At 65.7% G+C, this 17403-nt stretch carries 15 protein-coding genes and 5 tRNA genes; all 20 read left to right on the top strand.

Annotated features, from left to right (window positions below; all coding sequences use genetic code 11):
* Positions 1 to 19 precede the first annotated feature (19 nt).
* The 20 genes from ISN38_RS06505 to rpoB all read left to right on the top strand — a co-directional run bounded on the left by ISN38_RS06505 (position 20) and on the right by rpoB (position 17305).
* Positions 20 to 1717, top strand: a complete 1698-nt coding sequence (locus tag ISN38_RS06505) for a tetratricopeptide repeat protein (RefSeq protein WP_047324577.1) — start codon at positions 20 to 22, stop codon at positions 1715 to 1717.
* A complete protein-coding gene (lolB, locus tag ISN38_RS06500; protein ID WP_047324578.1) occupies positions 1714 to 2367 on the top strand; it encodes a lipoprotein insertase outer membrane protein LolB in 654 nt (217 codons plus the stop codon). The genes ISN38_RS06505 and lolB overlap by 4 nt, the downstream gene beginning before the upstream one ends.
* A complete protein-coding gene (ispE, locus tag ISN38_RS06495; RefSeq protein WP_003471026.1) occupies positions 2364 to 3227 on the top strand; it encodes a 4-(cytidine 5'-diphospho)-2-C-methyl-D-erythritol kinase in 864 nt (287 codons plus the stop codon). The genes lolB and ispE overlap by 4 nt, the downstream gene beginning before the upstream one ends.
* 14 nt (positions 3228 to 3241) lie before the next feature.
* A tRNA-Gln gene (locus ISN38_RS06490) sits at positions 3242 to 3318 on the top strand.
* Positions 3319 to 3463: 145 nt separating this feature from the next.
* Positions 3464 to 4423: a ribose-phosphate diphosphokinase gene (locus ISN38_RS06485; RefSeq protein ID WP_003471025.1), complete on the top strand. Its 960-nt coding sequence runs from the start codon at positions 3464 to 3466 to the stop codon at positions 4421 to 4423.
* A gap of 166 nt (positions 4424 to 4589) precedes the next feature.
* Complete coding sequence (locus tag ISN38_RS06480) at positions 4590 to 5237, top strand: 50S ribosomal protein L25/general stress protein Ctc (protein WP_003471023.1); 648 nt, start codon at positions 4590 to 4592, stop codon at positions 5235 to 5237.
* 54 nt (positions 5238 to 5291) lie between these two features.
* Positions 5292 to 5903 (top strand): aminoacyl-tRNA hydrolase, encoded by a 612-nt coding sequence (gene pth, locus ISN38_RS06475; RefSeq protein ID WP_003471021.1) that lies wholly within the window; start codon positions 5292 to 5294, stop codon positions 5901 to 5903.
* Positions 5904 to 6025: 122 nt separating this feature from the next.
* Entirely contained in the window at positions 6026 to 7117 is a 1092-nt protein-coding gene (gene ychF, locus ISN38_RS06470) for a redox-regulated ATPase YchF (RefSeq protein WP_003471019.1), read from the top strand.
* A gap of 168 nt (positions 7118 to 7285) precedes the next feature.
* A tRNA-Tyr gene (locus ISN38_RS06465) sits at positions 7286 to 7371 on the top strand.
* A gap of 32 nt (positions 7372 to 7403) precedes the next feature.
* Positions 7404 to 7477 (top strand) — tRNA-Gly (locus ISN38_RS06460).
* 30 nt (positions 7478 to 7507) lie between these two features.
* Positions 7508 to 7583: transfer RNA gene (locus ISN38_RS06455), tRNA-Thr, on the top strand.
* A 46-nt stretch (positions 7584 to 7629) separates the two neighbouring features.
* Positions 7630 to 8820 (top strand): elongation factor Tu, encoded by a 1191-nt coding sequence (gene tuf, locus ISN38_RS06450; protein ID WP_047324579.1) that lies wholly within the window; start codon positions 7630 to 7632, stop codon positions 8818 to 8820.
* Between the two features lie 134 nt (positions 8821 to 8954).
* Positions 8955 to 9030: transfer RNA gene (locus ISN38_RS06445), tRNA-Trp, on the top strand.
* 50 nt (positions 9031 to 9080) lie between these two features.
* The gene (secE, locus tag ISN38_RS06440) at positions 9081 to 9494 is read left to right on the top strand and encodes a preprotein translocase subunit SecE (RefSeq protein ID WP_003469122.1); all 414 of its coding nucleotides are present in this window, start codon (positions 9081 to 9083) and stop codon (positions 9492 to 9494) included.
* 13 nt (positions 9495 to 9507) lie between these two features.
* Positions 9508 to 10065, top strand: a complete 558-nt coding sequence (gene nusG / locus ISN38_RS06435; protein WP_003469129.1) for a transcription termination/antitermination protein NusG — start codon at positions 9508 to 9510, stop codon at positions 10063 to 10065.
* A gap of 201 nt (positions 10066 to 10266) precedes the next feature.
* Positions 10267 to 10695 (top strand): 50S ribosomal protein L11, encoded by a 429-nt coding sequence (rplK, locus tag ISN38_RS06430; RefSeq protein WP_003469132.1) that lies wholly within the window; start codon positions 10267 to 10269, stop codon positions 10693 to 10695.
* Positions 10696 to 10698: 3 nt separating this feature from the next.
* Positions 10699 to 11397, top strand: coding sequence for a 50S ribosomal protein L1 (gene rplA / locus ISN38_RS06425; protein ID WP_003469135.1), 699 nt, complete (start codon positions 10699 to 10701; stop codon positions 11395 to 11397).
* A 486-nt stretch (positions 11398 to 11883) separates the two neighbouring features.
* Positions 11884 to 12423, top strand: coding sequence for a 50S ribosomal protein L10 (gene rplJ / locus ISN38_RS06420; RefSeq protein WP_003469139.1), 540 nt, complete (start codon positions 11884 to 11886; stop codon positions 12421 to 12423).
* Between the two features lie 63 nt (positions 12424 to 12486).
* On the top strand, positions 12487 to 12858 hold the full coding sequence (gene rplL / locus ISN38_RS06415; protein WP_003469142.1) for a 50S ribosomal protein L7/L12: 372 nt from the start codon (positions 12487 to 12489) through the stop codon (positions 12856 to 12858).
* A gap of 295 nt (positions 12859 to 13153) precedes the next feature.
* Positions 13154 to 17305, top strand: coding sequence for a DNA-directed RNA polymerase subunit beta (gene rpoB / locus ISN38_RS06410; protein ID WP_003469145.1), 4152 nt, complete (start codon positions 13154 to 13156; stop codon positions 17303 to 17305).
* Positions 17306 to 17403 lie beyond the last annotated feature (98 nt).

The raw sequence follows: 17403 nt of genomic DNA, 5'->3' as shown, positions 1-17403 counted from the left end.
TACGGCCCGGTTGCCCCCGATGCCCGCATTGATTCGCATCCGTACCGTTCTATTGCTTTCCGCGCTCGCCGCGCTGCCCGCCACCGGGGGCGCGGCGGCCATGCCGGCGACCACCGCCAAGCGGGCGCCGAGCGCCGCTTCGTCCTCGCTGACGCCGGTGCTGGCCGGCGAGTTCGCACTGCAGGCCGGGCAGCTGGCCGATGCCTCGCACTGGTACCTGCAGGCGGCGAACGACGCCCCCGGCGATGCCGGCCTGGCCGAACGCGCGACCCGCATCGCGATGCTGGCCAACGACAACGCGGCCGCGACCCAGGCCCTGGCGCTGTGGCGCCAGCGTGCGCCGGAATCGCTGCCGATGCGCAGCGCCGAGGCCTCGCTGGCGCTGCGCATCGGCAACCTGCGCCAGGCGCGCGGGCTGCTGGTGGCGCTGCTGCGCGACAAGGACCCGCGCGGCTGGCGCTATGCGCTGGTGGCGCTGGTCAGCGGCAACCGCGATCCGGAAGTGGCGGCCAAGGTGCTGGACCAGTTGCTCGACGCCAACGCCATCCCCGACCAGCTCGAGGCCTGGCAGGAGTTCGGGCGCCTGGCGCTGCGCCTGGAGCAGCCGAAGCTGGCCGAGCGCATCGTCGATCAACTGGTCAAGCGCTTCCCGGAAGAACCGCGGGTGGCCCTGCTGCATGCCACTCAGCTGCAGCAGGCCGGCAAGACCGAGCAGGCGCGTGCGCTGCTGCAGGGCGTGGAGCCGAAAGCGCCGCGCGACCCGGAACTGCGCGGTGCGCTGGCCTACGCCTACGACGCGATCGGCGACACTGCCGCGGCGGCGCGGGTGCTGGCGCTCGGCCCGCAGGACACCCAGAACTACGGCCTGCGCGCCTCGATGCTGGCCAAGCTGCAGGACAACGCGGCGCTGAGCGCGCTGTACGCAGAACTGAGCAAGGAGTCCGCGCAGCCCGATCCGGAGCGGCGCCTGCTGCTCGGCAAGATCGCCGAGTTCCTGAAGCGTTACCAGGAAGCGGTGACCTGGTATCGCGGCGTGCCGGGCGGCCCGCTGCGCAACGAGGCGCGGCTGCGCACCGTCGGCGCGCTGTACGCACTCGGACAGAAGGACGCCGCCTTCGCCGATGCGCGCGCGTTGCAGGACGATGCCGATGCCGACGACGCCGCGCGCCGCGACGCCTATGTGCTGGAGGCGGAATTGCGCCAGCGCAGCGGCGACGACGCCGGCGAGCTGCAGGTGTTCGAGCGTGGCCTGGCCGCCTATCCGGACGACAACGCGCTGCTCTACGCGCGCGGCCTGGCCTGGGAGCGGCGCGACCGCATCGACCGCGCCGAGGCCGACCTGCGCAAGATCCTGGTCACCGAGCCGGAGAATGTGGCCGCGCTCAATGCGCTTGGCTACACCCTGGCCGATCGCACCCATCGCTACCGCGAGGCTTTGCAGCTGATCGACCGCGCGCGTACTGCCGATCCGGACAACGCCGCGATCATCGACAGCTACGGGTGGGTGCTGTACCGGCTGGGCAAGACCCAGGAAGCCCTGGTCCAGCTGCGCCGCGCCTGGACGCTGTTCAAGGATCCGGAGATCGCCGCGCACATCGGTCAGGTGCTGTGGGAGCAGGGCAAGCACGACGAGGCAACCAAATACTTCGACGAGGCGCGCAAGCTCGATCCGAAGAATCGCGCGCTGCAGCGGGCGATGGAAAAGGTCGCGCCGTGAGGTCGGCGCTGCGCGCGGGCTTGGCGCTGACGGCTCTGCTGGCGCTGGCCGGCTGCAGCACGCTGGCGCCGCGGCAGGCGCCGCCGGCCGCGAGCGCGCCGCTGAGCGACGCCGCGCGGCAGGCCGAATCGGCCCGCGGCGCCTGGCTGGCCGCGCATCCGAACTGGTCGTTCCAGGGCCGGGTGGCGATCACCAAGGGCCGCAATGGCGGCAGCGGGCGCATCGACTGGGCGCAGCAGCGGCGGCAGTACCAGGTCGAACTCAGCGCGCCGGTGACCCGCCAGAGCTGGCGCCTGAGCGGCGACAGCCAGCGTGGCGGCGGCCGTCTGGAGGGATTGGAAGGCGGTCCGCGCGCGGGCGAGGACGCGCAGCAGCTGCTGCTCGAGGCCACTGGTTGGGAGATTCCGGTCAATCTGCTGCCGGACTGGGTGCGCGGACAGGTTGCGGTGGACGCCGGCGCACCGGAGCAGGTGAGCTACGACGCTGAAGGGCGTCCGCAGGCGCTGCGGCAGATGGGCTGGGAGATCCAGTTCCAGGAATGGTATCCGCCCAGCGACGGCCGTCCGACCCTGCCGCGACGCATCGAGGCGCGCAACGGCGACGCCAAGGTGCGCCTGCTGCTGGACCAGTGGGGCTTCGTCGCGCCATGAGCGTGGTGGGAGAGCGTGGCTGGTCGGCCTGGCCGGCGCCGGCGAAGCTGAACCTGTTTCTGCAGATCACCGGCCGCCGCGCCGACGGCTACCACGATCTGCAGACCGTGTTCCGCCTGCTCGACTGGGGCGATACCGTGCATCTGCGCGTGCGCGACGATGGCGTGGTGGCGCGGCGCGGCGCCTCCGTCGCCGGTGTCGCCGAGGCCGACGACCTGTTGGTGCGTGCCGCGCTTCTTCTGCAAAAAGAAGCCAAAATCGCGCAAGGCGTGGATATCCGCGTCGAAAAACGCATTCCGGTGGGTGGTGGTTTCGGTGGCGGATCGTCCGACGCGGCGACCGCGCTGGTCGCGCTGAATGCGTTGTGGCGCGCTGCACTGGACGAGGACGCGCTGGCCGGCCTGGGCCTGGCGCTGGGCGCGGATGTGCCGGTGTTCGTGCGCGGCCGCGATGCCTGGGCCGAGGGCGTGGGCGAGCGGCTGACCGCGTTGCGCCTGCCGCCGGCCTGGTATGTGTTGGCCGATCCGGCGGTTCACGTGCCCACCGCGGCGTTGTTCCAGGCCGCGGATTTGACGCGGGATGCCGCGCCCGCGAAAATAGCTGACTTCGTTTCAGGTTTCCTGCTCGGCAATGCGTTCGAGCCGGTGCTGCTCCGCCGCGAACCCGCCATCCAGGCCGCGTTCCAGGCGCTTGCGCAGATCGGCACGCCGCGGCTTACCGGGTCGGGGAGCGGGTGTTTCGTCGAGTTCGCCGATCGCGCTGCCGCCGTGCGCGCGCTGGCGGTCTTGCCGGATGGGTTGCGCGCCTGGGTGGCTGGCGGCGTGACCCGCTCGCCGCTGCTCGACGCGCTGGAGGCATAGCAACAGTTTCATGCAGGGGCGTCGCCAAGAGGCCCAAGGCACCAGGTTTTGATCCTGGCATTCGTAGGTTCGAATCCTACCGCCCCTGCCATTTGTGTATGCAGATCCCTCTGCAAAAGCCCGCACATCCATGTGCGGGGGGTCAACAGGTAAGAGCTTCGCTTCGCCTGGTTTTTTCGGTTCCATGCTGTTTCTTCGTTGCACATTCTTCGCCGCCGCCGCTCGAGACACTCCTCATGCAAGATCAACGTAACCTGCTGGTGTTCTCCGGCAATGCCAACAAGCCGCTTGCCAAGAGCATCTGCAAGGAGCTGGGCGTGCGGGCGGGCAAGGCGATGGTGTCGCGCTTCTCCGATGGCGAAGTGCAGGTGGAGATCGAGGAGAACGTGCGCCGGCAGGAAGTGTTCGTGATCCAGCCGACCTGCGCGCCCAGCGCGGAGAACCTGATGGAGCTGCTGGTGCTGATCGACGCGCTCAAGCGCGCCAGCGCCGCCAGCGTCACCGCGGTGGTGCCGTACTTCGGCTACTCGCGGCAGGACCGGCGCATGCGCTCCTCGCGCGTGCCGATCACCGCCAAGGTCGCGGCGAAGATGTTCACCGCGGTCAACGCCGACCGCGTGCTGACCGTGGACCTGCACGCCGACCAGATCCAGGGCTTCTTCGATATCCCGGTCGACAACGTCTACGCCTCGCCGCTGCTGTTGGCCGACATCTGGCGCGCCTACGGCACCGACAACCTGATCGTGGTGTCGCCGGACGTGGGTGGCGTGGTCCGCGCCCGCGCCGTGGCCAAGCGCCTGGACGACGCCGACCTGGCGATCATCGACAAGCGCCGTCCGCGCGCCAATGTGTCCACGGTGATGAACATCATCGGCGACGTCGAAGGCAAGACCTGCGTGCTGGTCGACGACATCGTCGATACCGCCGGCACCCTGTGCGCCGCCGCGGCCGCGCTGAAGGCGCAGGGCGCGCTGAAGGTCGCCGCATACTGCACCCACCCGGTGCTGTCCGGCCCGGCGGTCAGCAACATCACCAACTCGCAGCTCGACGAGCTGGTCGTCACCGACACCATCCCGCTGTCGGACGCCGCGCGCGGCTGCAACAAGATCCGCCAGCTCAGCGTCGCCGAGCTGCTGGCCGAAACCATTCGCCGCATCGCCTTCGGCGAGTCGGTGAGTTCGTTGTACGTGGATTAAGGCTGGGAATGGGGCATCGGGAATAGGGAGCCGCAACGGCGCAGTGTCGCGCTGTCCGATGCTCTATTCCCGATTCCCCGCTCCCGGCTTCACAGACTCTTCTGGTCGCGGAAGAGTCCTCAAAACTGCCGCGAGGCGGTTCATTCAACCAAGGTAGTAAACGCAAATGGCAACCACACATGAAATCAAGGTTCAGCGCCGCGAGGTCGAGGGTAAGGGTGCGAGCCGCCGCCTCCGTCGCGACGGCCTGATCCCCGCCATCGTCTACGGTGGCGAACTGAAGCCGGTCAACATCCAGCTCAACCACAACGAAGTCTGGCTCGCCAGCCAGAACGACTGGTTCTATTCGTCGATCCTGAGCCTGAGCCTGAACGGCGACATCCAGAAGGTGCTGCTGCGCGATATGCAGCGCCACCCGTTCAAGCAGTTGATCCTGCACATCGACTTCCAGCGCGTGAACGACAACGAGGCGCTGCACGCCTCGGTGCCGCTGCACTTCCTCAACGAGGACGCCTCGCCGGCCGGCAAGTCGGTCGAAGTGGTCGTCACCCATGAGTTGAACGAGATCCAGGTGGTGTGCCTGCCGAAGGACCTGCCGGAGTTCGTCGAAGTCGACCTGTCCGCGCTGTCCGTCGGCGACGTGATCCATCTGTCCGACCTGAAGCTGCCGGCCGGCGTCGAGCTGCCGGAGTTGAAGCTGGGCAAGGAGCACGACGTGGCGGTGGTCATCGCCAAGCACGGCCAGATCGAGGTCGAGCCGGAAGCGACCGAGGCTCCGGCTGCGGTCGAGCCGGCGAAGAAGGACGGCAAATAATCGCCTGCGCAGCGCCCGGGCCGTGTGGTTCGGGCGCTGCGGCGATGCTGCGGCATGACTGGTCTGCGTCTGATCGTCGGTCTGGGCAATCCCGGAGCCGAACACGCGAACACCCGGCATAACGCCGGGTTTCGTTTTGTCGAACATCTGGCCGAGCGGGCCGGCGCGCGCTGGAACGTGGACGCCAAGCTGTTCGGCGAAACCGCCAAGGTCGACGTGGCCGGGCAGGCGCTGTGGCTGCTGAAGCCGGCCACCTTCATGAATCTCAGCGGCAAGTCGGTGACCGCCGCGTTGCGCTACTGGAAGATCGAACCGGCGCAGGCGTTGCTGGCGCACGACGAGCTGGATCTGGCGCCGGGCACGGCGCGGCTCAAGTTCGACGGCGGCCATGGCGGGCAGAACGGCTTGCGCGACACCATTCGCCTGCTCGGGCATGCCGGCTTCCACCGGTTGCGCATCGGCATCGGCCATCCCGGGCACAAGGACAAGGTCGTCCCCTGGGTATTGGGGCGTGCCAGCAAGGACGAGCAAATCCTGATCGACCGCGCCATCGACGCCGCCATCGCGGTGCTGCCGCTGGCGGTGCAGGGCGATTTCAATGAGGCGATGAAGCGGTTGCATACGGTCGGTACCCTGGACTCGGGACTCGGGACTCGAAACGCCTGAACTCCCTGGAAACATGCCCCTGTCTCACCCCATGAACATAGGATTGCTGCGAATGTACAAACAACCGCGTGTCGGCTTTGCGCCGAGTCCCGAGTCCCGAATCCCGAGTCCCGGAGCCACCAATGGGCATTAAGTGCGGCATCGTCGGCCTGCCCAACGTCGGCAAGTCGACGCTGTTCAATGCGCTGACCAAGGCGGGCATCGCTGCGGCCAACTTCCCGTTCTGCACCATCGAGCCGAACGTCGGCGTGGTGCCGGTGCCGGATCCGCGGCTGGGTGAGCTGGCCAGGATCATCAATCCGCAGAAAGTGGTGCCGACCGCGGTCGAGTTCGTCGACATCGCCGGGCTGGTCGCCGGCGCGGCCAGCGGCGAAGGCCTGGGCAACAAGTTCCTGGCGCACATCCGCGAGGTCGATGCGATCACCCACGTGGTGCGTTGCTTCGAGAACGCCGACGTCATCCACGTCAACAACAAGGTCGATCCGATCTCGGACATCGACACCATCGACACCGAGCTGGCTCTGGCCGATCTGGACAGCGTCGAAAAGGCGTTGAACCGCGCCGAGCGCAGCGCCAAGGGCGGCGACAAGGACGCAGCCGCGCGCAAGCCGGTGCTGGCCAAGCTGCAGACCGCGCTGGCCGACGGCAAGGCTGGGCGCAGCGCGGGCCTGGACGAGGAAGAGAAGGCGTTGGTGCGCGATCTGTTCCTGCTCACGCTCAAGCCGGTGATGTACATCGCCAACGTGCTCGAGGACGGGTTCGAGAACAACCCGCACCTGGACGCGGTGCGCGCGCGCGCCGCCACCGAGGGCGCCGAAGTGGTGCCGGTATCGGCGGCGATCGAGGAAGAGCTGTCGCAGCTGGACGACGCCGACCGCGACACCTTCCTGGCCGACCTGGGCCTGGCCGAGCCGGGCTTGAACCGTGTGATCCGCGCGGCGTACGCGCTGCTCGGGTTGCAGACCTATTTCACCGCCGGGGTCAAGGAAGTGCGCGCGTGGACGGTCAAGGCCGGCTCGACCGCGCCGCAGGCCGCCGCAGTGATTCACACCGATTTCGAGAAGGGCTTCATCCGCGCCGAAACTATCGCTTACGCCGACTTCATCAAGTACAAGGGCGAAGCCGGTGCGCGCGAGGCCGGACGGCTGCGCCTGGAGGGCAAGGACTACCGCGTGCAGGAAGGCGACGTGCTGCATTTCCGCTTCAACGTCTGAGCCGCATGCGCGCGTTCGCGCCGTGCCGCAGTCGCGGCGCGCGGGGGGCGCGTTTCCTGCGACATCGCGTCAAAATACTGTTGACAAGGCAGGGATGTCAGGGAAGAATAGCGGGCTGTTTCACCCCGTACTGATTTTGGCCTTGCGGCCTGATCGGGACGGGTAGCTGGAGGGATACCCAAGCGGCCAACGGGGGCAGACTGTAAATCTGCTGGCTTACGCCTTCGGTGGTTCGAATCCACCTCCCTCCACCAGTTTTTTTGTTGTGGCAGTGCGGCATCCCGTAGCGGGAGTAGTTCAACGGTAGAACCTCAGCCTTCCAAGCTGATGGTGCGGGTTCGATTCCCGTCTCCCGCTCCATTGAACGCGCTTGTGTCACAATAGAACTACGCTCACGTAGCTCAGTCGGTAGAGCACCTCCTTGGTAAGGAGGAGGTCGAAGGTTCGATTCCTTTCGTGAGCACCATATTCAGTCTCCAAAATCTTTCTACGATCACCGAGAACAAGCAGCCATGGCCAAGGGTAAGTTCGAGCGCACCAAGCCGCACGTCAACGTCGGCACCATCGGTCACGTCGACCACGGCAAGACCACGCTGACCGCAGCGCTGACCAAGATCGGCGCAGAGCGCTTCGGCGGCGAATTCAAGGCCTATGACGCGATCGACGCGGCGCCGGAAGAGAAGGCGCGCGGCATCACGATCTCGACCGCGCACGTGGAATACGAATCGCCGAACCGCCACTATGCGCACGTCGATTGCCCGGGCCACGCCGACTACGTGAAGAACATGATCACCGGTGCGGCGCAGATGGACGGCGCGATCCTGGTGTGTTCGGCCGCGGACGGCCCGATGCCGCAGACCCGCGAGCACATCCTGCTGTCGCGCCAGGTCGGCGTGCCGCACATCGTGGTGTTCTTGAACAAGGCCGACATGGTCGACGACGCCGAGCTGCTCGAGCTGGTCGAGATGGAAGTGCGCGAGCTGCTGAGCAAGTACGACTTCCCCGGCGACGACACCCCGATCATCCAAGGTTCGGCGCGTCTGGCGCTGGAAGGCGACCAGAGCGAGATCGGCGTGCCGTCGATCCTGAAGCTGGTGGAAGCGCTGGATACGTTCATCCCGGAGCCGCAGCGCGACGTGGACAAGCCGTTCCTGATGCCGGTGGAAGACGTGTTCTCGATCTCCGGCCGCGGCACCGTGGTGACGGGCCGTATCGAGCGCGGCGTGATCAAGGTGGGCGACGAAATCGAAATCGTCGGCATCCGTGCCACGCAGAAGACCACGGTCACCGGCGTGGAAATGTTCCGCAAGCTGCTGGACCAGGGTCAGGCGGGCGACAACGCCGGTCTGCTGCTGCGCGGCACCAAGCGTGACGACGTGGAGCGCGGCCAGGTGCTGTGCAAGCCGGGTTCGATCAAGCCGCACACCGAGTTCGAAGCCGAAGTCTACGTGCTGTCGAAGGACGAGGGCGGCCGTCACACCCCGTTCTTCAAGGGCTACCGTCCGCAGTTCTACTTCCGCACCACCGACATCACGGGCGCGTGCGAGCTGCCGGAAGGCGTGGAGATGGTGATGCCGGGCGACAACGTGAAGATGGTGGTCACGCTGATCAACCCGGTGGCGATGGACGAAGGCCTGCGTTTCGCGATCCGCGAAGGCGGCCGGACCGTCGGCGCCGGCGTGGTCGCCAAGATCATCAAGTAATGCCCGCTGTGGCGATTTCGGTCGCCGCGGTTTGACGATGTGCAGGCGGCTTCGGCCGTCGGGTTCAGCGAAGGGCGGGCCGGAACCTTCGGTCCGCCTTCGCCGTCTAAGGGAAATGCAGCGTTTGTAACTACACGCCAGTAGCTCAATTGGCAGAGCAGCGGTCTCCAAAACCGCAGGTTGGGGGTTCGAGTCCCTCCTGGCGTGCCAATCTGCCGCACCCTATCCAGTGACCTTGGTCGCATAGCCGCAAGAGTCGGATGAACAGCAAGATCGAGCATTCCAAAGGCACCACTGCTTCCTCCGGTGGCGATATCGTCAAGTACGTCATCGCTGCGTTGCTGGTGGTTGCGGGCTTGTTTGTCTGGTTCTGGTTCGGCGAGCCGAGTCGTGCGACGCAACTGGGGAGCTGGTCCGGGCCACTGCGTGGCCTGGCGGTCATCGTCGGCCTGGTTGCGGGTGCCGCGGTGTTCCTGCTGACCGCCAAGGGGCGCGAAGCCCGCGAGTTCGTGTCCGAGTCCCGGTTCGAACTGCGCAAGGTGGTCTGGCCGACCCGTCAGGAAGCGATCCGCACCACCTGGGTCGTGATCGTGGTGGTGATCATTCTGAGTCTGCTGCTGGGCGGGTTCGATTTCCTGATCCAGAAGCTGATGCAGTGGTTCGTGAGTCGTTGAGGAGAGTGCAGCAGTGAAGCGTTGGTATGTCGTTCACGCCTATTCAGGCTTCGAGAAGTCCGTGGCCCAAGCGCTGCGTGACCGCATTGTGCGTGACGAGATGCAGGAGCGCTTCGGCGACGTGCTGGTGCCGACCGAGGAAGTGATCGAGATGCGTGCCGGCCAGAAGCGCCGTTCCGAGCGCAAGTTCTTCCCGGGCTACGTGCTGGTGCAGATCGAGACCCATGAAGAAGCCGGCATCCCGCGCATCGATAACGAAAGCTGGCATCTGGTCAAGGAAACCCCGAAGGTGATGGGCTTCATCGGCGGTACCGCAGACCGTCCGTTGCCGATCCGCGACGAAGAGGCCGATGCGATCCTGCAGCGCGTTCAGGATGGCGTGGAGAAGCCGCGTCCGAAGGTGCTGTTCGAGCCGGGCCAGATGGTCCGCGTCACCGACGGTCCGTTCAACGACTTCAACGGCGTGGTCGAGGAGGTCAACTACGAGAAGAGTCGCCTGCGCGTCGCGGTGCTGATCTTCGGCCGCTCCACCCCGGTGGAACTGGAATTCGGCCAGGTCGAGAAGGCCTGAGCCTGCGCCGGCGCAGCTGCGCCGGACGCCAGAATCTCTGCTATACTGCGCGGCTAGCTGTCCAGGCTCGCCGCCTGGCAGGGCAGGAAGCCGCCGCAAGGCGGCTTTCTGCGCACGTCAAACGTGATGGCGGGACACGTGATTTTCCCGTCGCGATGGGGAGCCTGCAAGTTGGGGCGCTAGCACCCGGAGACCACTGAAATGGCAAAGAAAGTAGTCGGTTACATCAAGCTGCAGGTGAAGGCCGGTCAGGCCAATCCCTCGCCGCCGGTCGGTCCTGCGCTGGGTCAGCGCGGCCTGAACATCATGGAATTCTGCAAGGCGTTCAATGCCGCCACGCAGAAGCTGGAGCCGGGCCTGCCCACTCCGGTCATCATCACGGCCTATTCGGACCGTACCTTCACCTTCATCACCAAGAGTACTCCTGCGAGCGTGCTGCTGAAGAAGGCTGCAGGCATCACCTCCGGTTCCAAGCGCCCGAACAGCGAAAAGGTCGGCAAGGTCACCCGCAAGCAGCTCGAAGAGATCGCCAAGGCGAAGGAAGCCGACCTGACTGCAGCCGAGCTGGAAGCGGCGGTGCGTACGATTGCGGGTTCCGCTCGCAGCATGGGCCTGACGGTGGAGGGTTAAGCGATGGCACAGACCAAGCGACAGAAAGCAATCCGTGCTGCCGTGCAGCCGGGCAAGGCGTATTCGATCGACGAAGCGCTGAAGATCATCAAGTCCACCAGCAAGGCCAAGTTCGTTGAAGCCGTCGACGTGGCCGTGCGTCTGGGCGTGGATGCCAAGAAGTCCGACCAGCAGGTGCGCGGTTCCACCGTGCTGCCCGCCGGTACCGGCAAGAGCGTGCGCGTGGCGGTGTTCGCCCCGGCCGGCGCCAAGGCTGACGAAGCCCTGGCCGCTGGCGCCGAAGCCGTCGGCATGGACGACCTGGCCGAGAAGATGCAGGCCGGCGACCTCAACTACGACGTGGTCATCGCCACCCCGGACGCGATGCGCGTCGTCGGCAAGTTGGGCACGCTGCTGGGCCCGCGCGGCCTGATGCCGAACCCGAAGGTCGGCACCGTGTCGGCCAATCCGGCCGAAGCGGTGAAGAACGCCAAGTCGGGTCAGGTGCGCTACCGCACCGACAAGGGCGGCATCATCCACTGCACCATCGGCAAGGCCAGCTTCGAAGACGAGGCGCTGAAGAACAATCTGCAGGCGCTGCTGCTGGACCTGGTCAAGGCCAAGCCGGCGACCTCGAAGGGCACCTATCTGCAGAAGATCTCGGTGAGCTCGACCATGGGTCCGGGCGTCACCGTCGATCAGGCGTCGCTGTCACTGAAGTAATTCGCGATACGGCGGCGCTCCGCGAGGGGCGGCGCCGGTTCCACCCTTTTGAAGGCGTCGCCGAGGGGCAACCCGGAGCGAAGCCGTCAAAGACCGCAGGCGCGGTCGGCGCATACCGACGACGGGCACGGAAGCTCGATATGGCAAGGAGTCGCCGTCGGTACAGCGGGATCGCTTAATCCAGTCCCCTCGGGGACGCGCCGGCGTAGATGGTGCCGCCTTTCTGGAGTTTTTCTGGTTCAGGCCAGCTCGGGGTTTCCCGAGCGCGCTCACTCCAGGTCTGGAACGGCCACCAACTGGGATGCCATTCGGCGTCCCCGGCATCCAGGATGGAGGCCGCCCAGGACCGCACGCGGCAGGAGCCGCAAGCGGAGTTTGTTTGAAGCAGGGATTCGGGATTGAGGATCGGGGATTGGCAAGAGCGCATCACGGCTCCTGCGGCTCCCGAACCATCGGCCTCGAGCCCGGCTTTAACGGAGGAGTGCAATGGCTCTCAATCTGTCCCAGAAGCAAGAAGTCGTCGCCGAACTGGCAGACGTTGCCGCGAAGGCTCACTCCTTGGTTGCTGCCGAGTACGCCGGCATCACGGTCGCCCAGCTGACCGCGATGCGCAAGAAGGCGCGCGAAACCGGTGTGTACTTGCGTGTTGTCAAGAACACCCTGGCCTCGCGTGCCGTTGCCGGTACCGAATACGAGTGCGTCCAGGACGCGCTGGTCGGTCCGCTGCTATATGCGTTCTCGACGGAAGAACCCGGCGCTGCCGGTCGTCTGATCAAGGAATTCGCCAAGGGTAACGACAAGCTGCAGACCAAGGTCGTGTCGATAGGGGGCCAGCTGTATCCGGCCGCTCACCTCGAGGTGTTGGCATCGCTGCCGACCCGCGAGCAGGCGCTGGCCATGCTGGCACGTGTCCTCGCCGAGCCGGCGAGCATGTTCGCCCGCGCGGTGAAGGCTGTGGGCGACAAGCTCGGTGGTGGCGAAGAAGCCCCCGCCGCAGCGGAAGACGCCCCGGCCGAAACGGCTTAAGTTCGCGACACCTGAAACGGTTCACTAGAACCTCATCCAGAAAAAATTCCAAAGGTAATCACAATGTCCCTGTCTAACGAACAGATCGTCGACGCAATCGCCGAAAAGACCCTCATGGAAGTGATGGAGCTGGTCAAGGCCATCGAAGAGAAGTTTGGCGTCTCCGCCGCCGCCCCGGTCGCCGCTGCCGGCCCGGCCGCTGCTGCCGCCCCGGTCGAAGAGCAGACCGAGTTCAACGTCATCCTGAAGGCTGTCGGCGAGAAGAAGGTCGAAGTCATCAAGGCCGTCCGCGCCATCACCGGCCTGGGCCTGAAGGAAGCGAAGGACCTGGTCGAAGGTGCTCCGCAGACCGTCAAGGAAGCGGTGTCGAAGGAAGATTCCGAGAAGTTCAAGAAGGATCTCGAGGCCGCCGGCGCGACCGTCGAAATCAAGTAATCGGCATCTTGCATCGCCAGCGTGTCAGGTGATGCATCGAAGGCTGGGGACGCAAGTCCCCGGCCTTTGGCCGTTTCAGGCGGAAATCGGCAACAGAGAGTGGAGAATCGGAAAAGCCGCGTTGCGGGCTCCCGATTCCCGTGTCTCCAGTCCCGATTCCCGGCCGCACCGAGTTGGTAGTTGGAAGTAGCAAGAGAAGGCGTGCTGGTGCCGGCAATACCAGCGACTTCCAACTGACAATTTATGTTCACTCAGGGCCGCGGACGCGCGGCCCGCACAGCCAAGGTGATACCTCATGACGTCTTATTCGTTCACCGAAAAGAAGCGTATCCGCAAGGATTTCGGCAAGCAGCGCTCGATCCTCGAAGTGCCGTTCCTGCTGGCGATCCAGGTGGATTCCTACCGCGAATTCCTGCAGGAGAACACCGACCCGAACAAGCGTTCGGACCACGGCCTGCACGCGGCCCTGAAATCGGTGTTCCCGATCTCCAGCTACAGCGGCAACGCAGCGCTGGAGTACGTCGGCTACAAGCTCGGCGACCCGGTGTTCGACGAGCGCGAATGCCGCCAGCGCGGCATGAGCTACGGCGCCCCGCTGCGCGTGACCGTGCGCCTGGTGATCTACGACCGCGAGTCCTCGACCAAGGCCATCAAATACGTGAAGGAGCAGGAGGTCTACCTCGGCGAAATCCCGCTGATGACCGACAACGGCACCTTCATCGTCAACGGTACCGAGCGCGTCATCGTCTCGCAGCTGCACCGTTCGCCGGGCGTGTTCTTCGACCACGACCGCGGCAAGACGCATAGCTCGGGCAAGCTGCTGTACAGCGCCCGCATCATCCCGTACCGCGGCTCTTGGCTGGACTTCGAGTTCGACCCGAAGGACGCGCTGTTCACCCGCATCGATCGCCGCCGTAAGCTGCCGGTGTCGATCCTGCTGCGCGCGCTCGGTTACTCGAACGAAGAGATGCTGGCCGAGTTCTTCGAGATCAACACCTTCCACATCGATCCCAAGGAAGGCGTGCAGCTGGAACTGGTGCCCGAGCGCCTGCGCGGCGAGACGCTGAACTTCGACCTGGCCGATGGCGACAAGGTCATCGTCGAGGCCGGCAAGCGCATCACCGCGCGCCACGTCAAGCAGCTCGAAGCCGCCGGCGTCGCCGCACTGGCCGTGCCCGACGAGTACCTGGTCGGCCGCATCCTGTCGCACGACGTGGTCGATGCGGCGACCGGCGAACTGCTGGCCAGCGCCAACGACGAGATCAGCGAAGACCAGCTGAACGCGTTCCGCAAGGCCGGCGTCGATGCCGTGGGCACGCTGTGGGTCAACGATCTGGACCGTGGTCCGTACCTGTCCAATACCTTGCGCATCGATCCGACCAAGACCCAGCTGGAAGCGCTGGTCGAGATCTACCGCATGATGCGCCCCGGCGAGCCGCCGACCAAGGACGCCGCGCAGAACCTGTTCCACAACCTGTTCTTCACCTTCGAGCGCTACGACCTGTCCACGGTCGGCCGGATGAAGTTCAACCGCCGTGTCGGCCGCAAGGAAGTCACCGGCGAGTCGGTGCTGTACGACAGGAAGTACTTCGGCGAGCGCAACGACGAAGAGTCCAAGCGCCTGGTCGCCGAGCATGCCGACAGCTCCGACATCCTGGAAGTGATCAAGGTCCTGACCGAGATCCGCAATGGCCGCGGCGTGGTCGACGACATCGACCACCTCGGCAACCGTCGCGTTCGGTCGGTCGGCGAAATGGCCGAGAACGTGTTCCGCGTGGGCCTGGTCCGCGTCGAGCGCGCTGTCAAGGAGCGCCTGTCGATGGCCGAGTCCGAAGGCCTGACCCCGCAGGAACTGATCAATGCCAAGCCGGTGGCCGCCGCGATCAAGGAGTTCTTCGGCTCCTCGCAGCTGTCGCAGTTCATGGATCAGAACAACCCGCTGTCGGAAGTGACGCACAAGCGTCGCGTCTCCGCGCTGGGTCCGGGCGGTCTGACCCGCGAACGCGCCGGCTTCGAAGTGCGCGACGTGCATCCGACCCACTACGGCCGCGTCTGCACCATCGAGACGCCGGAAGGCCCGAACATCGGCCTGATCAACTCGCTGGCGGTGTATGCCCGCACCAACCAGTACGGCTTCCTGGAGACGCCGTACCGGAAGGTCGTGGACGGCCAGATCACCGACGACGTCGAATACCTGTCGGCGATCGAAGAGAACGAGTACGTGATCGCGCAGGCCAACGCGCTGCACGATTCTAAGAGCCGCCTGACCGAGCAGTTCGTGCCGTGCCGCTACCAGGGCGAGTCGCTGCTGAAGCCGCCGGCCGAAGTGCACTTCATGGACGTGTCGCCGATGCAGACCGTGTCCATCGCGGCGGCGCTGGTGCCGTTCCTGGAGCACGATGACGCCAACCGCGCGCTGATGGGCGCCAACATGCAGCGCCAGGCCGTGCCGACGCTGCGTGCGCAGAAGCCGCTGGTCGGTACCGGCATCGAGCGTGCGGTGGCGCGCGACTCGGGCGTGACCGTGAACGCCAAGCGCGGCGGCGTGATCGAGCAGATCGACGCGGCGCGCATCGTGGTCAAGGTCAACGAGGAAGAGATCGGCGGCGGCACCGATGCCGGCGTGGACATCTACAACCTGATCAAGTACACGCGCTCCAACCAGAACACCTGCATCAACCAGCGTCCGCTGGTCAATGTGGGCGATGTGATCGCGCGCGGCGACGTGCTGGCCGACGGTCCCTCGACCGACATCGGCGAGCTGGCCCTGGGCCAGAACATGCTGATCGCGTTCATGCCGTGGAACGGCTACAACTTCGAAGACTCCATCCTGCTCTCCGAGCGCGTGGTGGAAGAGGATCGCTACACCACGATCCACATCGAAGAGCTGACCTGCGTGGCGCGCGACACCAAGCTGGGGCCGGAGGAAATCTCCGCCGACATCCCGAACGTGTCCGAGCAGGCGCTGAACCGCCTGGACGAGTCGGGCGTGGTGTACATCGGTGCCGAAGTGCGCGCCGGCGACATCATGGTCGGCAAGGTCACGCCGAAGGGCGAGAGCCAGCTGACTCCGGAAGAGAAGCTGCTGCGCGCGATCTTCGGCGAGAAGGCCTCGGACGTGAAGGACAGCTCGCTGCGCGTGCCGCCGGGCATGGACGGCACCGTCATCGACGTGCAGGTGTTCACCCGCGACGGCATCGAGAAGGACAAGCGCGCCCGCCAGATCGAGGAAAACGAGATCAAGCGGGTCAAGAAGGACTTCGACGACCAGTTCCGCATCCTGGAAAGCGCGATCTACGCGCGTCTGCGCGCGCAACTGCTCGGCAAGGTCGCCAACGGCGGTCCGAACCTGAAGAAGGGCGACACCATCACCGACGCGTATCTGGACGGGCTGAAGAAGTCCGACTGGTTCGCGCTGCGGATGAAGGACGAGGAACCGTCCGACGCGATCGAGCGCGCGCAGAAGCAGATCCAGGCGCACGAGAAGGAATTCGAGCGTCGCTTCGCCGACAAGCGCGGCAAGATCACCGCCGGCGACGACCTCGCCCCGGGCGTGCTGAAGATGGTGAAGGTGTTCCTGGCGGTGAAGCGCCGCATCCAGCCCGGCGACAAGATGGCCGGTCGCCACGGCAACAAGGGTGTCGTGTCGATGATCCAGCCGATCGAGGACATGCCGTACATGGCCAACGGCGAGACCGTGGACATCGTGCTGAACCCGCTGGGCGTGCCGTCGCGCATGAACATCGGCCAGGTACTGGAAGTGCATCTGGGCTGGGCCGCCAAGGGCCTGGGGCGCAAGATCCAGAACATGCTCGAGGCGCAGACCAAGGTTGCCGACCTGCGCAAGTTCCTGACCCAGATCTACAACCACGACCAGAAGCTGGGCGAGGACCGTGTGGACCTGGATCAGTTCAGCGACGCAGAGCTGCTGCGCCTGGCCGGCAACCTGACCGACGGCGTGCCGATGGCCACCCCGGTGTTCGACGGTGCGACGGAAGCCGAGATCAAGCACATGCTCGAACTCGCCGACCTGCCGATCAGCGGCCAGACCCAGCTGTACGACGGCCGCACCGGCGAGGCGTTCGATCGCCACACCACGGTCGGCTACATGCACATGCTGAAGCTGAACCACCTGGTCGACGACAAGATGCACGCGCGCTCCACCGGCCCTTACTCGCTCGTCACCCAGCAGCCGCTGGGCGGCAAGGCGCAGTTCGGCGGCCAGCGCTTCGGCGAAATGGAAGTCTGGGCGCTGGAAGCCTACGGCGCGGCCTACACCCTGCAGGAAATGCTGACGGTGAAGTCCGACGACGTGCAGGGCCGCAACCAGATGTACAAGAACATCGTCGACGGCGAGCACGAGATGGTCGCGGGCATGCCGGAATCCTTCAACGTGCTGGTGAAGGAAATCCGCTCGCTGGCCATCAACATGGAACTGGAAGACTAAGGAGCCGGGACGCGGGACCCGGGACCCGGGACTCGGAAAAGCCAGAAGCGCGAGCGCTCTTGCTTCCGAGTCCCGAGTCCCGAGTCCCGAGTCCCGAG

Origin of the sequence: Xanthomonas translucens pv. undulosa (genome assembly GCF_017301775.1) — a bacterium.
GTDB lineage: Bacteria > Pseudomonadota > Gammaproteobacteria > Xanthomonadales > Xanthomonadaceae > Xanthomonas_A > Xanthomonas_A translucens.
Note: the sequence above shows the minus strand (reverse complement) of the source record. Positions and strands in the feature narration are given on the sequence as shown.